We start from the raw sequence: 19,077 nt of genomic DNA on the forward strand, positions 1-19,077 counted from the left end.
CGGGCCCGGTGACCACGATGGCGCCGCCCGGCGGGACCAGCGCGTCCAGCGCGCCCGACCCTCCGGCCCGCGCACCGTCCGCGGCCAGCGCGTACTCGGTGCCCGGCCCCGGCCAGCCGGCCGCGTCGAGCTCGGCCTGCACGCCCTCGCCCTCGATGTCGAGCACCGGCAGTGCGCGATCCCACGACCGCGGCATCCACCAGGTCGCCCGGCCGAACAGCACGAGCACCGCCGGGATGAGCGTCATCCGCACGACGAACGCGTCCACGGCGACCCCGACGGCGAGGCCGAGCGCGATCGGCTGGATCTGCGCGTCGCCGCCCGGGATGAACGCCGCGAACACCGCGAACATGATGACGGCCGCGGCGGTGACCACCTTCGCGGACCCCTGGAAGCCCTTGTGCACGGAGCCCTTCGTGTCCTCCCCGAGCAGATGCTCCTCCCGCATCCGGCTCGCTAGGAACACCTCGTAATCCATCGCCAGGCCGAACAGCACGCCCATGACGATGATCGGCATGAAGCTGATCACCGACCCGATGTGCGCGACCCCCAGCGGCCCGGCCAGCCACCCGCTCATGAACACCAGGCTGGTCACCCCGAACGCGGCGCCGATGCTGAGCAGGTAGCCGAGCGCGGCCGTCACCGGCACCACGATCGAGCGGAACACGATCGCCAGCAGCAGCAGCGAGAGGCCGACGACCAGGAGCGCGAACGGCAGCAGCGCACCGCCGAGCCGCGCCGAGATGTCGATGCCGGCCGCCGTGTAGCCCGTGATGGCGAGGTCGATCCCGTACTCCCGCTCGAAGTGGTCGTGCATGGAGCGGAGCTTCGCCACGAGGTCCTGGGTCGCTGCGGAGTCGGGAGCGCCGGTCGGGACCACCTGCGCGATGCCCGTGTCCCCGGACTCGTTCGGCGTGGAGAGCGGGACCGCCGCCACCCCCGGCACCGTCTTCAGCTCGGCGCCCAGGTCGTTCATGAGCCCGACCGGGTCGGTGCTGCCGATGACGGAGCCGGTCGCGATGAGCGGACCGTTGTAGCCAGGACCGAAGTGCTCGGCGATGAGGTCGTACGCGATCCGGGCCGGCTCGTGCTCGTCGAGCGATCCGGCGTCCGGCAGAGCCAGCCGGAGGGAGGCCGCGGGCAGCGCGGCCAGGCCCAGCAGCACGACGACGACCACGACCGTCAGGATCGGGATGCGCGTGACCAGGCGCACCCAGAAGCCGGCGACGGGATGGGTGACGGGGGTCTTCGCGGCCGCCTTCTTCGCTTTCCCGCCCGTCTTCTCCGGTTTCCCCGTCTTCTCCCTCTTCTTCGCAGTCTCGGTCTTCCCGGCCTTCGCGCCCGCCTTCTCCGCTTTCGCCCCTGCTCCACCGCGATACCGCTTCGCGACCACCCGCATCCCCGCGAACCCCAGCAGCGCCGGTGTCAGCGTCATCGAGATGAGCACCGCCATCGTCACCGCGAGCGCCGCGGCCACACCCATCGTCGTGAGGAACGGGATCCCCGCCACGCTCAGCCCGAGCAGCGCGATGATCACCGTGACCGCCGCGAAGACCACCGCGGATCCGGCCGTCGCGACGGCGCGCGCGGCGGACTCCTCCGGCGCCATCCCGTGCTTCAGCTGCTCCTGGTGCCGGGAGATGATGAACAGGGCGTAGTCGATCCCCACCGCCAGGCCCAGCATGAGCGCGAGCAGCGGCGTCGTGGAGGCGATCGTGAGCCAGTGCGTCGCGGCGAAGATCAGCGACAGCGACAGCCCCGCGCCGAGCAGCGCCGTGATGATCGGCAGGGACGCCGCGATCACCGAGGCGAACGCGGCGATCAGCACGGCGAACGCGACCACGATGCCGAGCAGCTCGGTCACGCTGATCCCCGCGACCGTCTGCGAGAAGAGCTGGCCGCCGACCGCGACCACCGACCCCTTCGGCAGGGCGGCCTCCAGGTCGCGACCCGCTTTCTGGATCGCGTCGGACGTCGACGGCAGCACCGCGGTCTGCGCGACCGACAGCTGGATCGGCACGATCACCGCCGAACCGTCCTCGGCGATGTTCCCGGTCGACGGGCCGCTGTACGGAGAGGACGCGGAGGTCACCTGCGGGATCTTCGCGATCGCCGCCGCCGACGACTCCACCGCCGACTGGAACGACGGGTCGTGCACGTCCGTGGCCTTCGGCGCGACGGCCACGAGCTGGGCGGAGGTCCCGCTGACCTGCGGGAACGTGCGCGCGAGCGCGTCCTGGGCCTCCTGCGACTCGGTGCCGGGGATGCTGAAGGTGTTGTCCGTGCCGTTGCTCAGCAGGGCGGCCCCGCCCAGCAGCAGCACGAGCGCTGCGAGCCAGACGGCGAGCACTCGTCTCCGCGCCCGGAAGGCGGCGCGACCCAGCTGGTAGAGAAGGGACGACATCCCCGCCAATGTAGAACTTCGCTCAGCTTCGCGACAATCCCGCTCCCGGTTCGAGTAGCCATCCGTCGCGGATCCGCAGTGCGACTACTTTTCGAAGTGTAAGCATCCGAATACTTTTCAGGACGGGAGCAACTGTGGGCGAGCTCATGGACACCGATCGTCAGGCCACCCTGGCCGCCCTGTTCGACGCCGTCATCCCGGCCGACGAGTGGCCGGGAGGCTGGGAGGGCGGAGGCGAACGCCTGCTGAGCGCGCACGCCGCCGACTTCCTGACCTGGGCGCAGGCGCCGTTGCGGACCGCCGTCGAGCTCGCCGACCGCGCCGCGGAGTCCAGCGGCCGCCCGTTCGCGACGCTGTCCTCCGATCGGCGCGCAGCCATCGTCGCCGGTCTGCTCGCCGACGAGACGGCCGCTCCCGCGGTGGAGGCCGTGATGACCGTCGCGTACCAGGGCTACTACGCCGGCACGAGCGAGCCCGCGGGCTGGAGGATGCTGCGGTACTCGCCGGTCCCGGCCGGCGTCACGCCCGTCGATCCGGACGTTCCCGCCGGCGTCCGGGCGACGGAGCTCGACGACCACTACGACGTGATCGTCGTGGGCGCCGGTGCGGGTGGCGGCGCTGTCGCCGCCGAGCTCGCCGAACGCGGCCGGCATGTGCTGCTCATCGACCGCTCCCGACCGCTGAGGAACAGCGAGCTGCGCGGCAACCATCTCCAGGGCAAGCGGACCGGCCGCTACGACGTGACCGTCGGTCCGCACGCAGGCAATCCGCGGGTGCTGGAGCGCGACGACGGCTCGACTCTGGTCCTGCCGGGAGAGGGCGACGCGCTCGCGTACGGCCTGAACGCGATGGTCCTCGGCGGCGGAACGCGGGTGTGGCAGGGGATGTCGTGGCGATTCTGGGAGCAGGACTTCCGGATGGCCTCCACCTACGGATCGCCGGCCGGGAGCACGCTCGCCGACTGGCCGTTCGACTACGCCGAGCTCGAGCCGTACTACGAGCGCGCGGAGTGGGAGCTCGGCGTGGCCGGCGACGCCGCGAGCGCCGTCGGGAGGGCGACGCCCCGCCGGCGGGGCTACCCCATGCCGGCGATGCCCTCCGACCGCACCCGGGACGCCCTGACCGCCGCGGGACGACGGCTCGGCCTCACGACCTCGCCCATCCCGTTCGCCATGAACAGCGTCCCCCGGGCCGGTCGTGCCGCGTGCGTCCGCTGCCCTCAGTGCATCGGGCACGCGTGCCCCGTCGACGCCAAGAACGGGTCGCACAACACCTTCATCCCGCGGGCGCTCGCGACCGGGCGGACCGACCTGCTCCTCTCGGCGCAGGTGACCCGGATTCTGCACGACGGGCGCGGAACCGCGACGGGAGTCACCCTGGTCGTCGAGGACGCGAACGGCGAGCGCGAGCTGCGGCTCCGCGCCGACCGCGTCGTCGTCTCGGCCGGCGCCATCGAGTCGGCCCGGCTTCTGCTCGCCTCGGGGCTCGGCAATTCCTGGGTCGGCCGCAACCACATGACCCACGGAGTCGCCGTCGCGGTGGCGGGTGCGGGTCCTGACATCAAGGAGACCGTGGGGCCAGGGCACTCCGTCGCCACGGTCGACTTCATGCACGACGACCCGCACGGCTGGGGCGGCGGTGTGATCTTCGACGCCCCCCTCCAGTTCCCGTACGACAAGGCCCAGGCGGGACGCCGTCTGGCGCCGCGGCCCTTCGGTGCGCAGCACAAGAAGTGGATGCGCGAGACGGCCAACCTCGCCGGGACCATGGCGATGGTGCAGGAGATCCCCCACGAGGAGACCTGGGTGAGCCTCGACCCGACGCTCGTCGACCGGCGCGGGATGCCGGCCGTTCGGCTGCGAGGGAGAGCGCACGACGCGACGCGGAGCAACGTCGCCACGATGGCCGGGCACTGCGCCGACTGGCTGGAGGCGGCGGGCGGGACGGACATCGCCGTCGTCGAGCATCCCGTCGCGCCTCAGGGGCAGGAGCATTCGGCTGGGACGGTCCGGCTGTCGGCCGACCCGGCCTCCGGCGCCTGCGATCCGAGCGGACTGCTCTGGGGCACCACGAACGTCTACGTCGCCGACGCCTCGCTGCATGTGACGAACGGTGGCTTCAACCCGGCGCTCACCGTCTTCGCCAACGCCCTCCGGGTCGGTGCGCTGATGGAGGTGACGCCCTGACGGCCCCGGGAAACCGGTCGCGATAGGATCGAGTGCGACGGTCGTCCGCGACGCGCCGACGCACTCCCGACCATCGAGAGGACGAAACGTGCCCGCGATCGTGATCATCGGCGCCCAGTGGGGCGATGAAGGCAAAGGCAAAGCCACCGACCTGCTCGGCAGCCGCATCGACTACGTCGTCAAGTTCAACGGCGGCAACAACGCCGGTCACACGGTCGTCGTCGGCGACGAGAAGTACGCGCTGCACCTGCTGCCCTCCGGCATCCTGACCCAGGGCGTCACGCCCGTCATCGCCAACGGCGTCGTCGTCGACCTCGAGGTGCTGTTCCAGGAGCTGGACGGGCTCATCGCGCGCGGTGTCGACGTGTCCCGCCTCAAAGTCAGCTCGAACGCGCACGTGATCACGCAGTACCACCGCACCATCGACAAGGTGACGGAGCGCTTCCTCGGCAAGCGCCAGATCGGCACGACCGGCCGCGGCATCGGCCCGACCTACGCCGACAAGATCAACCGGGTCGGCATCCGCATCCAGGACCTCTTCGACGAGAACATCCTGCGGCAGAAGGTGGAGGGCGCCCTCGACCAGAAGAACCACCTGCTGGTGAAGGTCTACAACCGCCGCGCCATCGGCGTGGACGAGGTCGTCGAGGAGCTGCTGAGCTACGCCGAGCGGCTGCGCCCGATGGTGGTGGACTCCTCGCTGCTGCTGCACCAGGCGCTGGAGGACGGCAAGTACGTGCTCTTCGAGGGCGGCCAGGCGACCATGCTGGACGTCGACCACGGCACCTACCCGTTCGTCACCTCCTCCAGCTCCACCTCCGGCGGCGCCGCGACCGGCTCGGGCATCGGCCCGAACCGCATCGACCGGGTGATCGGCATCGTGAAGGCGTACACCACGCGCGTCGGAGCCGGGCCGTTCCCGACGGAGCTGTTCGACGAGTGGGGCGAGTTCCTCCGCGAGCGCGGCTTCGAGTTCGGCACCACCACCGGCCGCCCGCGCCGCACCGGCTGGTACGACGCGCCCGTCGCCCGCTACACCGCCCGCATCAACGGCGTCACGGACTTCGTCCTCACCAAGCTCGACACCCTCACGGGAATCGAGCGCATCCCGGTCTGCGTCGCCTACGACGTCGACGGGGTGCGCCACGACGAGGTCCCGTCCTCGCAGACCGACTTCCACCACGCCGTCCCGATCTACGAGGAGTTCCCCGGCTGGACCGAGGACATCAGCGGCGCCCGCACGTTCGAGGACCTCCCGAAAAACGCCCAGGACTACGTGCTCGCCCTGGAGGCCATCTCCGGCGCCCGCATCTCGGCGATCGGCGTCGGCCCGGCCCGCGACGAGATCGTCGTGCGCCACGACCTGGTGGATTAGGGCAGAGCCGCTGGGCTAGGGGCCGAGCAGCTCCAGGAGCTCCGGCGAGCTCCGGCGTCGTGCCCGCGCGGCGATCCGCCAGTCCAGCGAATCCAGCTCGTCGATGATCGCAGTGACCGCCCAGACGCGGTTGCGCTGACGGTTCGTGATGCGGAGGGTGATTCCCGAGTGCTCCAGGCGGTCAAGCGCCTCGTAGGTCGCTGAGGTCGATCGCCCGATCCGATCCTCGACGGACTCGGCGTCGAAGACGGGCGTGTCGAGCAGGCCGTCGACAACCGCGGCGAGCGCGCCGCCCGGACGGGGCGCAAGAGCGGCGTTCCACTCTCCGGGGAGTGCCCGGATGGCGCGCACGGACACCAGCGCCTCCTCGGCCGCGATGCGGGTCGCGTCGGCGAGCTCGCGGACGATCGGCGCCGCCATCCCGCGGCGGTACTCGCCCAGCAGGCCGAAGTAGCCGTCCTGGTCCGCGGCGAGGGAGGAGGCGACGGGCGGCGTCGTGATCGACGTCATCCCACGGCGGCGGAAGATCGCGCCGATGAGCGCGCGTCCGATGCGTCCGTTCCCGTCGGTGAACGGGTGGATCGACTCGAACTGGGCGTGCGCGATCGCCGCCTGTGCGATGACGGGGACGTCGTCGCGGTTCGCGAACTCCACCAGGTCGTGGAGCAGCGGAAGGACGCGCTCCACCGCCGGTGGGACGTGGTCGGCGCCGATCGGCGAGAAATCACTGCCGCCGATCCAGTTCTGCATGTCGCGGACCCGTCCGGCGTACCCGACCTCGCTCGGGTCGTCGGCCAGGAGTGTCCGATGGGCATCGAGCATCGACTCGAGGGTGACGCGACCGGTTCTGCCGGCGTCGTCGACCATCCGCATGATGGCGCGCGACGCGGAGACCATCGAGGTCGCGCTGGTGTTCGCCCGGACGCCGACGAGCGCTCGGGCGAAGTCCTCGGTGGTGGCCTCGATGTGCTCGATCTTCGAGGAGGCGATCGACTCAGTGCGGATCAGGAACGCGGAGATCGCGCCGGCTCCCGGACCGGTGTCGGCGTCGAGCTCGGCGAGGGCGCGGATGGCAGACTCCTGAGCGACCTGGATTGACGGGTCGCTCGCGAACACCCGGTCGGCGATGAACGGCGGGATCGTCGCGTCGACGGAGGTGAGCATCCGATCGGCTCGCGAGCCGCGGCCGCTCCTGCTTCGCCACGGAACGGTCTCGGCACCGTGCGGAAGCCAGTCCATGACGTCGCTCATTCGGCCTCCCCACCCGGAATAATGCTGCGGTTATTCCATTCAAACAGCCCAAACCGGAATAAGCCACCCGTTATTCCGGTTTACACCCCTCAATCCGGAATAACTATGCCGCTATTCCGGCTCGCACCCCCTAGAACCACGTACTCAGTCGCGGCGGCACCGACGTGCGGAACAACCGGTCGAGCGACTCCGCGTCGCCGTGGATGCGCCCGGCCAGCGCCAGCCCGCGCGCCAGGTCGTGGCCGAGGTAGACGCTGCCCAGCGACTCCACCGGCAGGGTGATGTCGGGCGCGTCGGCGGTCGACTCGACGCGGGCCTCGCCGTCTTCGACGATCAGCCGGTAGCGGCCGCCGGCGAAGCCGAGGTCGTCGGTGACCTCCAGGACGAGGTCGCCGTCGCTCTCGTAGCGGCGCGCGGTCAGCGCCGCAGGCACGTCGAGGATGCGCACCCACAGGTGGTCCTGGACGCTCGTGATGCCGGCCCCGCGGATGTCCTGCACCAGGAGCTGCACCGGCTCGTCCACGCCGCGCGTCCACGCCTTCACCTCGGCGACCAGGTCGAGTTCGAGGAGGTAGCGCCAGAGGGCGGTGAGCGCGGCGTCGCTCGTCGCGGCCAGGTAGTTGACCTCGACGACGTGGCGGGAGAAGTCCTCGTCCCCGCCGCGGACCAGGTAGCTGACGAAGCCCTCCGGCCGTCCCTCGGGCGAGTCGTAGCGCACCAGGAGGTAGCGGGCCGCGTCGTCGTCGCCCTTCAGCGGGCCGATCAGCCGGTCCGCCAGGTAGGGTTCGAGCGCGATCTCGCCGTGGCGCGCGGCCATCTGCTCGGCCAGGACCGCGCGGCCGGTCTCCCGGTACTCGTCGGGCGTCGTGAACGTCAGCCGGCCCGGGGTCGGGCCTCCGGCCCAGCGCACCCGCTTGGTGTCGACGCTCCAGCCGGTGATGAAGGTGGCCGGGCCGAAGCCCCAGCGCCCGTAGATCGTGGACTCGGAGACGGTGAGGATGGCGGCGGGGACGCCGAGCGCGTGCGCCGTGCGCAGCTCCGCGCCGAGCAGGGCGGTCGCGACGCCTCTGCGGCGGTGCGTCGGCGCGACCGTGACCGAGCTGATCGCCCACGCGTCCAGGCTGCCGCCGCCCGGGACGGTGAGCGGTGCGACCCAGGAGTTGACCGTGCCCACCGGGGTGACCACACCCTCGTCGTAGACCGCGGTGGTGCGCCGGCCGCCGAAGTTCGCCCGGGCCTCCTCCAGCACCTCCGCGCTGGGGCGGCGGCCGTGGAAGCCGCGGAAGTCCGCGACGATCCAGGCGTCGAGGGCGGCGGAGTCCGTCAGGTCGACGAGCGCGAGCCGGAGGCCGGACGCGGCCAGGTCGGTCGTCGAGCGCTCGTCCAGGGGGGCGGTGAGGTGCGTCTCGGTCATGCCTCCACCGTATCGGGGCGGTTCGGCGTCGGACCAGGACCGACCGGGCCCGGGCTCGGAACCGGAGTCAGCGCCCCGCCATCGCGTGCAGCACCGGCAGCAACGCCCCCGGCGCGGCCTCCTGCGCCTCAGCGAAGAACGTCGCGTCCGCGGCCTCGACCGACCCGATGGCCGCCTCGGCCGCGGCGGCGCCCGCTCCCGTCACCCTCAGCACGTTCGCGCGGCTGTCCGTCGCGTCCTGGGCGCGCTCGACCAGTCCTTTCGCGACGAGTCGCCGCACGACCTCCGAGGTCATCCGCGGGTCGGAGCCGGTCTGCTCCGACAGCCGGGCCTGGCTCGGGCTCTCGGAGCGGCCGTTCAGCCACCAGACGGTGGCGAGCAGCACGAACTGGGCGTGGGTCAGGTCGTGCGGCCGCAACGCCTCCACCATCGCGCGCTGCCAGCGCAGCGTCGCGTGCCAGAGCAGGAAGCCGGGGCTGGTCGCCGGCCCCTCGGGAAAGTCGGTCATACGTCCAGTGTGGTCTGTCCTGCGCGGCGCTCCGCCTCGGCCAGCAGCGCGGCGAGCGACTCGGGGAAGTCGGCGCTGATCTGCGGGCCGAGCTCCGGACCGACCGCGTCGGCCCCTGCGCCATCGATCGTGAGGGAGTAGCGCACGCGCGTGCCGGCCGGCTCACCTGCCGATTCGTCCTCCAGGTCGTAACGGAAGGTCAGCCGGACGTCGCCGAAGTCGGTCACGTCGGCGTACGTGTGGCCGGGTTCCAGCACGTCGATGCGGGAGTGGATGGGCTCCTGTCCGACGGGCGTGACGGTCAGCTCGGTTCCCACGGCGAACGCGCCGTGCAGTTCGAACCGGTCGGCGCCGTCGTACGTGAGCGCGCCGGTGTGGAGGTCGCGGACGGCCTCCCAGACGCGCTCGCGAGGGAGCGTGGTCACTGCGGTCTCCTGGGTGGTCCACATGGTGCGTCTCCTTTACTCCGTGAGTAGATCATCTACGCATAGAGTAAATCAGGAACCCGATGAGCGCAACCCCCGAGCTGCGTCACCCTCCGGCCCGGTAGGGTCGGAGCATGGCTGAGAACGACGAGTCGACCGTGCAGGCGCTGGAGCGGCTGCGGAGCATCCGGCAGAGCATCGACAACATCGACGCGGCCGTCATCCACATGCTCGCGGAGCGGTTCAAGTTCACCCAGCAGGTCGGCGCCCTGAAGGCGGAGCACGGCCTCCCGCCGGCCGACCCGGTACGCGAGCGCGAGCAGATCCAGCGCCTCCGGGTGCTCGCCGAGGAGAGCCACCTCGACCCCGCGTTCGCGGAGAAGTTCCTGAACTTCATCGTCGCGGAGGTCATCCACCACCACGAGCGCATCGCCTCCGAGAACGGCCGTTAGGCCGGTGGGCTGGGATCCTGCGGAGCTCCCCGACGCCCGCGACCGGACGGTCGTCATCACGGGCGGCAACGCCGGCGTCGGCTACTTCACCGGCGAGCAGCTCGCCCGTGCCGGCGCACGCGTGATCCTGGCCTGCCGGGACCAGGAGCGCGCCGAGGCGGCCGTCGCGGCCATCCGCAGGCGCGTGCGCGGCGCACGGGTGGAGGCCACCCCGCTCGACGTCACCGACCGCGGCTCCGTCGACGCGCTCGCCGACGCTCTGCTCGAACGCGAGCGGGTGGACGCCCTCGTGCTCAACGCGGGGATGGTGCACCCGCCGCGAGAGCGCCGCACCGATCGCTACGGCAACGAGCTGGTGCTCTCCACCAACGTGCTCGGGCACTTCCGGCTCGTCGCCCGGGCGCTGCCGGCGCTCGAACGCGGTGAGGGCGCCAGGCTCGTCACTCTCGGCTCACTCGCCAGCCGGCTCGGCTCGCTCCGGCTCGACGACCTCCAGCTCGAGCGCTCGTACACCGCGTGGCGGGCGTACTCGCGGTCGAAGATCGCCGCGCAGGTGTTCGGGTTCGAACTGGAGCGCCGGCTCCGCGCCACGGGCAGCGGCGTCACCAGCCTGGTGGTGCAGCCCGGCTACTCGACCTCCGGCCGGACCCCGGGAGTCCACGGCGTCAACCAGCCGAGCCGTGCCAAGCGGTTCGCCGACAACCTGCAGGCGGCGTGGACGCAGGGCAAGGACCACGGCGCGTGGGTTCCGGTGCGTGCCGTGCTCGATCCCACGCTGACCGGCGACGACTACCTGGGGCCGGCCGGCCTCACCAAGGGGCCGCCGGCGACCGGACGGGCCACGCGGTCCTCGCGCTCGCCGCGCATCGGCGCCCGGCTGTGGCCGCTGCTGGAGGCCGCCTCGGATCAGGAGTTCGGCCTCCGCTGACCCTCGCGCGCGGCTCGCGCGCGGCGGTCAGTCGTCGACGACGATCGACAGCAGCCGGTGCCCTTCCGGCACCCGGGCACGCAGGGCGTCGCGGGCGGCCGTGTAGTCGGCGCCGTCGGCCTCCACGAGCTGCGTCGCCGACGACCGGATGACCGCGGTCGCGATCACGCGCCCGCCTCGCGGCATGGCGTTGTGCACCTGCAGCAGCTCGAAGCCCTCCGGCACCTGCTCCGTGACGAGCGCGCGTGCCGTCTCGGCGTCGTCCGCCTCCGCCGTGAGCTCGCGGGTCTCAGTGGTCTGCGTCACGCCGTGCACTCTCATCGCAGGCAACGCTACCGGAATCCATCTACATCAGGATCCTGGGCGCGCTCTCAGCGGACGCTCAGACCCGTGGACTGGGCTGAGGCCATGCACATCGCCTACACCGCCATCGCGCACGCCTCGGGAGGCGGACGCGACGGTCACGTCCGCAGCGAGGACGACCTGATCGACCTGGACACCCGCCCGCCCCGCGAGCTCGGCGGCTCGGGGGAGGGCACCAACCCCGAACAGCTGTTCGCCGCCGGTTTCGCGGCGTGCTTCCTGAGCGCCGTCCACGCGGTGGGCCGCTCGCAGAAGCTGGACACGAGCGACGCCGCCGTCTCGGCGAGCGTGGGCATCGGCGACAACGGCCAGGGCGGCTACGGCCTCGCGGTCGAGCTCGACGTGTACCTCCCGCGCCTCGGCCGAGGGGTCGCCGAGGAGACGATGGAGAAGGCGCACCATGTCTGCCCGTACTCCAACGCCACCCGCGGCAACGTCCCGGTCAAGCTCACGCTGGTCGACTGAGCAGTCCGGACACCGGCCGCGACGTCAGCCCGCCGCGACCCGGCCGACCTTCTCCGTCTTGTCCCAGCGCGCCTCGGCGCCGGCGAGCTCCTTCAGGTAGGAGTCGAACGTGATCGCGCAGAGCAGCGACCCGTAGCCGGCCAGGTAGATCAACGCCGGCGCCAGCCAGCGTCCCGCGCGGGTGCGCTCGGACTGCCGGGCGAGCCAGGCGACGACCATGGAGAACGGGATCCAGATGTAGATCGCGAGCGTCAGGACGAACAGCGCTTCGTCGCTGAGCGTGATCCCGAACAGCCCGGGCAGCCAGACGAGCGTGATCGGCGGGAACAGCGCCGTGATCATCACGATCATGTTGATGATGCCCGGGAACAGCAGGATGTGGCCCAGCTCTCTGCGACTGGTCCTCGCGTCGGTGAGCGAGCCGAGGACGAGCACGAACAGGTAGGCGAGCGCCGCGGAGATCCACAGGACGCGGAAGATCGTCGCGGCCAGCTCGTTCTGCAGGAACAGCAGCCCGGCGAGGCCGATCGCCGAGGTCACCATGATCAGCGGGAGCAGCCACAGGCTGAACCAGACGATCCCGAAGGTCCAGGCGCCCAGGTGGTGGACGCGCGACGGCCGGAACCACACCTTCGCGTAACGGGCGGTGACCGACACGTTGCCGCGCGCCCAGCGCAGCCGCTGCATCCAGAGCGCGTCGACCGTGCGCGGCTCCTCGGCGAGGACGTGCGCGTGCGGCTCGAACACGACCTTCTTTCCGCGCAGCTGCGTCTCGAACGTCGTGATGGTGTCCTCGGCGAGCGTCGTGGTGTCCACCCGGCCGCCGATGGCGATCAGGTTCTCGCGGGTGTGGAGCTGCGCGCCGCCGGCGAGGCACGCCTGTGCGCCGAGCACGTTCTGCGCGCGCCGCGCGGCCGGCTGCGAGAGCACGTACTCGACGCTGACGAACTTGGTGAGCGAGTTGCGGTCGCGGCTGCCTTCGAGGATGTACGCGGAGACGGCGCCGACCTCGGGGTCGGCCAGGTGCCTGGTCATCCGCCGCAGTGAATCGGGCTGGTAGATGACGTCGGCGTCCATGATCAGGAGCGCCTCCATCCAGTCCTCGGCGAGGACGCGCTCGATGCCGTGGTTGAGCGTGTGCGCCTTGCCCTGGCCGCCCTGCTCGCGGCGCAGCAGGAACACGTTCCCCGGGTACTGCGCGGCGCGGCTCGTCACGATGGCGCCGGTGTCGTCGGTGCTGGCGTCGTCGACCACGTAGATCCGGAGGGCCTCCTTGGGGTAGTCGAGGCTCATCAACCGGTCGATGGAGGCCCCGATCACGGCCCCCTCGTTCCAGGCGGGAACGACGACGGCGACCCGCGGGAGGTACGGCGCGGCCTTCTTGTAGTGGTTGATCCACGCGTGGAACGGGATGACGAGGAACGTCGCCGCGGCGGCGACCACCGGGATGAGCCCGGTCAGTGCAAGGATCAGGCAGACGATGGCGCCGATCCACTCCAGCACGCCCAGAATGTCCACGCGGCTCCTTCCGTTTCCCAAAGGATACTCGGGGGTTCTGCCCCACCGGCCTCCGGCTTCTAGGTGAGAACGGGGTCGGCGGCGGCAGGCCCGGCGAACTCGCCGTCCTCGACCGCCTGGCGCACCGTCAGGTAGTCCGCGTGGGCCTGGTCGGCGTACGCGAAGGCCCACTCGACCGCAGCCGTGTCGAACGCCGTACCGCTGCCGAGGTAGCCGGCGATGAACGATGCAGCGGGGGACTGCGCGTGGGCACGCGCGAGCACGGTGGCGCACGCGTCGATGTAGTCGGCGAACGGCCGGAAGTCGAGCGTCTCGGTCTCGATCGACACGTTCTGGTCGCGGAACTGCCGGACGTAGTACGCGTGGCCGCCCGTGTTCACGTAGCCGAGGAACGGATCGCTCACCGCTTGCAGGACCCTCTGGTTGGCGACCACGCGATGACCGTGCTCGTCACGGTGCGCGCGGTCGTCGAACGCCGGGGCACGTCCGGCGGTCGCGCCGCCGAACTCGACCGCGACGGACTCGCTCGCCTCCTTCACCTGGAGCACCAGCGGCTCACCGGCCGGCCCGGTGAGGACGATGATGTAGCAGCGCGTTCCCACACTGCCGACGCCGACGACGCGGCGGGCCGCATCCGTCGCGACGTACTGCGACAACAGGACGGCGATGTCCGCGGGGACCGTTGCGCGGTAGGCGCGGATGATCTCGAGCACGTTCTGCTCCGCGGCGTCGGGGACATGGGCGAGCACGGGCGGGTCCTCGACGATCGTCATCGCGCCGTCCGCCGCACGACGCATGATCTTGCGCGCGACCCGTGCGGACGTGCGCCGGGCCGCCGCCTCGACCGCGCGGTCGATCACCCGCTGCGACGACGACGCACGCCGGCCCCTGCTCACATCGGCGCGGAGGTAGTAGCGCTCCAGGACGCCGAGCCCGGTCATCTGCCGCAGGGCGGTGCGATAGGCGGCGGCGGCCTCCAGCGTGACGGCCCTGACCTTCGAGTCGCCGAAGCCGCGCTGGCGCGCCGCCAGCACGACGCTGGTGAGGAAGCGCTTCACGTCCCACTCCCACGGGCCGTAGGCGGACTCGTCGAAGTCGTTGAGGTCGAAGACCAGAGTGCGCTCCGGTGACGCATAGATCCCGAAGTTGGCGACGTGCGCGTCGCCGCAGATCGTCACGTCGACGCCGGTCCGCGGTGCGTCGGCGAGATCGGCCGCCTGGATGGCCGCCGATCCCCGGTAGAAGGCGAACGGGTTCGCGGTCATCCGCTCCAGCCGGAGCGGGATCAGCTCGGAGACGCGGTGCTCGTGCTGCCGCTTGAGGATGCCGACCGGGTCGCGGTCGGCCGCGGGCGAGTACTCGCCGTGCACGCCGCGCGGCACGCGCGACCGGGCGTCCTTGCCGGCCTGAGAGAGGTCGGCCGCGCTCCGGAGAGCGTCGTGATCGAAACGGAGATGACCCTCTACGGCAGTCACGGCGGCGCCCCTCCCATCGGTCGTGCGTGGCACAAGCCTAGAGGGAGGAGCGACCGCCGCCGCGTCAGCTCCGGGCCGGCCCCCCGAGCGTGCCGCCCGCCGCCAGCCGCATCAGGTCGGAGCCGAGGTCGATCCCCAGCTCGTTGCCGCCGGCCGAGCCGAACTCGTGCTGGTAGCTGCTCCACGAGGTGTCCTTGATGCGGGCCTCCACGCCGGTCTCCATGAGGACGACCAGCTCGCGGGCCGCGCGGTCGATCCGCTTGCCGAGGGAGTTGTCCTGCCAGTCCTCGGTCGACGCGAACACGGAGGTCGGCGCCGTCATCGTCCGCAGGTAGGCGAACATCGAGCGCATCTGCTCGTCGACGACGAGCGCGTGCCTGGCCGTGCCGGCCGTCGCGCCGAGCACGACGGGCTTCGCGATCAGGAGGTCGTTGTCGAGCACCTGGAAGAACGAGCTGAACAGTCCGCTCGGGCCGGCCTTGTAGACGGGTGCGGTCGCGATGATGCCGTCCGCCGCGGCGAGGGCCTCGATCGCCGCGGTGAAGCGCGGGCCGAGGTGCCCGGACGCGAGTGCGCCCGACAGCTCGGGGAGGATCTCCCGCAGGTCGAGGTTCTGCGTCTCGACCGTGTGGCCGTCGCGCTGGGCGGCGGCCTCCACGCGCAGGGCGAGGCGGTCGGCGAGCATCTTGGTGGACGACGGGTCGCTGACGCCCGCGTTGACGACGACCACCCGGAACGGGCGCTGGTCGGTGCTGGTCATGGTGTCCTTCTCTCGCAATCGAAGCGTGAACCGGCGGCGCTCAGAGCGCCGGGTAGTCCGCCTGGAACTCGTCGGCCGAGTCCTGGTACGGGGAGGCGCCGGTCACGTTGTCGCCGCGGTTCGCGTTCGGGCGCGGCTGCCGCGGTGCGGCGTCGCCGTACTTGGCCGCGACGAGCGACGCGTGCGTGGGCGCCTCGGGGGTCTCCGGGTCCTTGCGGGCCTCGGTCTCCTTGCGGAGCACCGGGATGACCTCCTCGCCGAGCAGGTCGAGCTGCTTGAGGACGGTCTTCAGCGGGAGGCCGGCGTGGTCCATCAGGAAGAGCTGGCGCTGGTAGTCGCCCGCCCACTCGCGGAAGGTCAGCGTCTTGTCGATGACCTCCTGCGGGCTGCCGACGGTCAGCGGGGTCGCCTCGGTGAACTCCTCCATGGTCGGGCCGTTGCCGTAGACCGGAGCCTCGTTGAAGTAGGGGCGGAACTCCTTCTTGGCCTCCTGCGAGGTCTTGCCGATGTAGGCCTGGCCGCCGAGGCCGACGATCGCCTGCTTGGCGGTGCCGTGGCCGTAGTGCTCGAAGCGCTCGCGGTAGAACGCGATCAGGCGCTGGTAGTGCTCCTTCGGCCAGAAGATGTTGTTCGCGAAGAAGCCGTTGCCGTAGTACGCGGCCTGCTCGGCGATCTCCGGGGTGCGGATGCTGCCGTGCCAGACGAACGGCGGCACGTCGTCGAGCGGGCGCGGGGTGGAGGTGAAGCCCTGCAGCGGCGTGCGGAACTTGCCCTCCCAGTCCACGACGTCCTCGTGCCACAGCCGGTGCAGGAGGTTGTAGTTCTCCAGCGCGAGCGGCAGGCTCTGGCGGATGTCCTGGCCGAACCACGGGTACACCGGACCGGTGTTGCCGCGGCCGAGCATGAGGTCCATCCGGCCCTTCGACAGGTGCTGGAGCATCGCGTACTCCTCGGCGAGGCGCACCGGGTCGTTCGTGGTGATCAGGGTCGTGGAGGTCGTCACGATCAGCCGCTCGGTAAGGGCGGCGATGTGGGCGAGCAGGGTGGTGGGCGACGAGGAGAAGAACGGCGGGTTGTGGTGCTCGCCGATCGCGAAGACGTCCAGCCCGACCTCCTCCGCGTGCGTGGCGATCTTCACGATCGCGTCGATGCGCTCCGCCTCGCTCGGGGTCTCGCCCGAGACCGGGTCGCGGGTGATGTCGCTGACGGAGAAGATTCCGTACTGCATTGCTGGCTCCTCAGGTTGGTTCTCGCCGTATCTATGCAAACGCATATAACGACGCCGAGCTGGAAGTATTCCCGACGGGTGGCACCAGCATGACGCACGGGCGGAGTCCGGGCCAGGGACTGCGTTTCCACGCGCTGGTGTGTATATCACACGTCAGGCTTTTCTCAGATGACTCCGGCAGGCTGGGAGGCTATGGGGGAACAGCACGACTCGAGACAACCACGTCGGCGCGCGGCGGCCGCGGCCGGCTTCATCGCACTCAGCGTGACCGCCGGCGTGCTGGTCAGCGCGATGCTGGCGCCGGTGGTCGCGGTCGCCGGCGTCGCGACGGAGACCGGCATCCACGTCTTCGAGACGATGCCGGAGGCCCTGACCCCGGACGCGCTCGCGCAGACGACGGACATCTACGCCAAGAACCGCGCGGGCGAGCCGGTGCTCCTCGCGTCCGTGTACGAGCAGAACCGCAAGAACGTGGGATGGGACGCGGTGTCCCCGTTCGTCAGGGACGCGCTGATCTCCACCGAGGATCCGCGGTTCTACAGCCACGGCGGCGTGGACTTCACGTCGGCCCTGCGGGCGGCGCTCGGCAACGCGGCGTCCGGCGAGATCGGCTCCGGCGCCTCCACCATCACCATGCAGTACGTCAAGAACATCCTGATGCAGCGCGCGGAGGCTCTGCGCGACAAGGAGGAGCGCGAGGCCGCGTACCGGGAGGCCACCAAGACCAGCATGGACAGGAAGCTCCGGGAGATGCGCCTCGCGATCGGGCTGGAGAAGGCGCTCACGAAAGACCAGATCCTGCTGGGCTACCTCAACATCGCGCACTTCGGCGGCTCGGTGTACGGCATCCAGGCGGCTGCGGAGTACTACTACGGCGTGAACGCCTCCGAGCTGACCCTGGCGCAGGCCGCCTCGCTCATCGCGACCGTCAACGAGCCCAACGGCCTCCGCATCGACGCCGCGGAGAACATCGGGGACAACACCTTCCGCCGTGACAACGACGTCCTCGCCTCGATGCTGAAGGAGAAGAAGATCACCCGGGCGCAGCACGACGAGGCGGTGGCCTCCCCGGTCGAGCCGGACATCACCCCGCCGGCCACCGGCTGCGTCACGGCGAACGTGGTGGGCGCCGGTTTCTTCTGCGACTACGTGCAGCGCGTGATCGAGAACGAGAACATCCTGCCGGATGCCACGGACTCGAGGTACAGTGCCTTCAAACGGGGCGGCTACGACATCTACACGACGCTCGACCTCGACCTTCAGGCGTCCGCCGTCGCCGCGGTCGACGCGTACGTGCCGCGCAGCACCGAGGTGCTCGACCTGGGCTCGTCGCTGGTCACGGTCGAGCCGGGCACCGGCCGCATCCTGGCGATGGCGCAGAACAAGGCGTTCAACGCGGACCCGGAGGCGACGTCGCCCGAGAACACGGCGGTCAACTACGGCACCGACTACGCCTACGGCGGTTCGAGCGGCTTCCAGTCAGGCTCGACATACAAGGTGTTCACGCTGGCGGAGTGGCTGAAGGACGGGCGGTCGCTCAACGACGTCGTCAACGGCGACTCGCGCGCACTCGCCCTGTCCTCCTTCAAGGACAGCTGCCAGGGGTCGGGCACCGGCACGTATTCCCCGAAGAACGACAGCGGCCAGCGTCCGGGGAACGTCTCCATCCGCTACGCCACCGCGCAGTCGGTGAACGGCGCCTACTTCTCGATGGCGCAGAAACTCGACCAGTGCGAGATCCGCAAGACGGCCGAGGCCTTCGGTGTGAAGCGCGCCGACGGCAAGCCGCTCACGTCGTACGTGTCCGACGTGCTCGGCACGAACGAGGTCTCGCCGGTGCGGATGGCCGCGGCTTTCGCCGGGATCGCCAACAAGGGCGTCTACTGCGCGCCGATCGCGATCGACCGGATCGTCGGGCCGGACGGCACCGAGGTCCCCGTGCCGGCGAGCGGGTGCGCGGAGGCGGTATCGCCGGAGGTCGCGGCGACCCTGGCGACCGCGCTGCAAGGCGTGCTGCGCGGCGGCACGGGCTCGGCCTCCAACCCGTACGACGGCGTCCCGGTGTTCGGCAAGACCGGCACGACGGACTCCGAGAAGGACACCTGGTTCGTCGGATCGACCACCCGGCTGACCACCGCGGTGTGGGTCGGCAACGTGACCGGCGACGTGTCGCTGCGGAGGTCGAAGGTCGGCGGCATCCAGGCCGACCAGCTGCGGCACCGGGTCTGGAAGCAGTACATGACGGCCGCGAACGGCGTGCTCCCGGGGGAGGACTTCCCGGAGGCCTCCTCGCGCCCCGTGCGTGACTGAGTCGGCAGGTCGGTG

16 protein-coding genes are annotated in these 19,077 nt (G+C 70.9%); 6 read left to right on the forward strand and 10 right to left on the reverse strand.

Features of this window, described 5'->3' with window-relative positions; all coding sequences use genetic code 11:
* Positions 1-2,404: MMPL family transporter (locus tag AC3A3H_RS06185; RefSeq protein ID WP_487613673.1), on the reverse strand; the 2,404-nt coding region annotated here is incomplete at its 3' end.
* A gap of 146 nt (positions 2,405-2,550) precedes the next feature.
* Here AC3A3H_RS06185 and AC3A3H_RS06190 point away from each other — a divergent pair.
* On the forward strand, positions 2,551-4,590 hold the full coding sequence (locus tag AC3A3H_RS06190) for a GMC family oxidoreductase N-terminal domain-containing protein (RefSeq protein WP_487613674.1): 2,040 nt from the start codon (positions 2,551-2,553) through the stop codon (positions 4,588-4,590).
* Between the two features lie 88 nt (positions 4,591-4,678).
* On the forward strand, positions 4,679-5,965 hold the full coding sequence (locus AC3A3H_RS06195) for an adenylosuccinate synthase (protein ID WP_487613675.1): 1,287 nt from the start codon (positions 4,679-4,681) through the stop codon (positions 5,963-5,965).
* Between the two features lie 15 nt (positions 5,966-5,980).
* Here the strand turns inward: AC3A3H_RS06195 and AC3A3H_RS06200 are convergent, their stop codons facing one another.
* The 4 genes from AC3A3H_RS06200 to AC3A3H_RS06215 all read right to left on the reverse strand — a co-directional run bounded on the left by AC3A3H_RS06200 (position 5,981) and on the right by AC3A3H_RS06215 (position 9,587).
* A complete protein-coding gene (locus AC3A3H_RS06200) occupies positions 5,981-7,216 on the reverse strand; it encodes a Fic family protein (RefSeq protein WP_487613676.1) in 1,236 nt (411 codons plus the stop codon).
* A 130-nt stretch (positions 7,217-7,346) separates the two neighbouring features.
* Positions 7,347-8,630 (reverse strand): GNAT family N-acetyltransferase, encoded by a 1,284-nt coding sequence (locus tag AC3A3H_RS06205; protein ID WP_487613677.1) that lies wholly within the window; start codon positions 8,628-8,630, stop codon positions 7,347-7,349.
* Positions 8,631-8,697: 67 nt separating this feature from the next.
* The gene (locus tag AC3A3H_RS06210) at positions 8,698-9,138 is read right to left on the reverse strand and encodes a MarR family winged helix-turn-helix transcriptional regulator (RefSeq protein ID WP_487613678.1); all 441 of its coding nucleotides are present in this window, start codon (positions 9,136-9,138) and stop codon (positions 8,698-8,700) included.
* Positions 9,135-9,587: an SRPBCC family protein gene (locus tag AC3A3H_RS06215; RefSeq protein WP_487613679.1), complete on the reverse strand. Its 453-nt coding sequence runs from the start codon at positions 9,585-9,587 to the stop codon at positions 9,135-9,137. Before AC3A3H_RS06215 ends, AC3A3H_RS06210 begins: the two co-directional genes overlap by 4 nt.
* 110 nt (positions 9,588-9,697) lie before the next feature.
* Between AC3A3H_RS06215 and AC3A3H_RS06220 the strand changes: the two genes are divergently transcribed.
* Complete coding sequence (locus tag AC3A3H_RS06220; protein ID WP_487613680.1) at positions 9,698-10,015, forward strand: chorismate mutase; 318 nt, start codon at positions 9,698-9,700, stop codon at positions 10,013-10,015.
* Between the two features lie 4 nt (positions 10,016-10,019).
* Positions 10,020-10,943 (forward strand): SDR family NAD(P)-dependent oxidoreductase, encoded by a 924-nt coding sequence (locus AC3A3H_RS06225; protein WP_487613681.1) that lies wholly within the window; start codon positions 10,020-10,022, stop codon positions 10,941-10,943.
* A 27-nt stretch (positions 10,944-10,970) separates the two neighbouring features.
* Here the strand turns inward: AC3A3H_RS06225 and AC3A3H_RS06230 are convergent, their stop codons facing one another.
* Entirely contained in the window at positions 10,971-11,249 is a 279-nt protein-coding gene (locus tag AC3A3H_RS06230) for a hypothetical protein (protein WP_487613682.1), read from the reverse strand.
* 102 nt (positions 11,250-11,351) lie between these two features.
* Between AC3A3H_RS06230 and AC3A3H_RS06235 the strand changes: the two genes are divergently transcribed.
* Entirely contained in the window at positions 11,352-11,771 is a 420-nt protein-coding gene (locus AC3A3H_RS06235; protein WP_487613710.1) for an organic hydroperoxide resistance protein, read from the forward strand.
* Between the two features lie 24 nt (positions 11,772-11,795).
* On the opposite strand, the gene AC3A3H_RS06240 is transcribed toward AC3A3H_RS06235, so the two are convergent.
* The 4 genes from AC3A3H_RS06240 to AC3A3H_RS06255 form a co-directional block, all read right to left on the reverse strand.
* Positions 11,796-13,274: a glycosyltransferase gene (locus AC3A3H_RS06240; RefSeq protein ID WP_487613711.1), complete on the reverse strand. Its 1,479-nt coding sequence runs from the start codon at positions 13,272-13,274 to the stop codon at positions 11,796-11,798.
* 74 nt (positions 13,275-13,348) lie between these two features.
* Positions 13,349-14,764, reverse strand: a complete 1,416-nt coding sequence (locus AC3A3H_RS06245; protein WP_487613683.1) for a DUF2252 domain-containing protein — start codon at positions 14,762-14,764, stop codon at positions 13,349-13,351.
* Positions 14,765-14,828: 64 nt separating this feature from the next.
* On the reverse strand, positions 14,829-15,524 hold the full coding sequence (locus tag AC3A3H_RS06250; protein ID WP_487613684.1) for a CE1759 family FMN reductase: 696 nt from the start codon (positions 15,522-15,524) through the stop codon (positions 14,829-14,831).
* Positions 15,525-15,564: 40 nt separating this feature from the next.
* Positions 15,565-16,752 (reverse strand): LLM class flavin-dependent oxidoreductase, encoded by a 1,188-nt coding sequence (locus AC3A3H_RS06255; protein WP_487613685.1) that lies wholly within the window; start codon positions 16,750-16,752, stop codon positions 15,565-15,567.
* Positions 16,753-16,944: 192 nt separating this feature from the next.
* Between AC3A3H_RS06255 and AC3A3H_RS06260 the strand changes: the two genes are divergently transcribed.
* Positions 16,945-19,062, forward strand: coding sequence for a transglycosylase domain-containing protein (locus tag AC3A3H_RS06260; RefSeq protein ID WP_487613686.1), 2,118 nt, complete (start codon positions 16,945-16,947; stop codon positions 19,060-19,062).
* Positions 19,063-19,077: the final 15 nt, after the last annotated feature.

Source organism: Leifsonia sp. Soil_N53 (genome assembly GCF_057655165.1).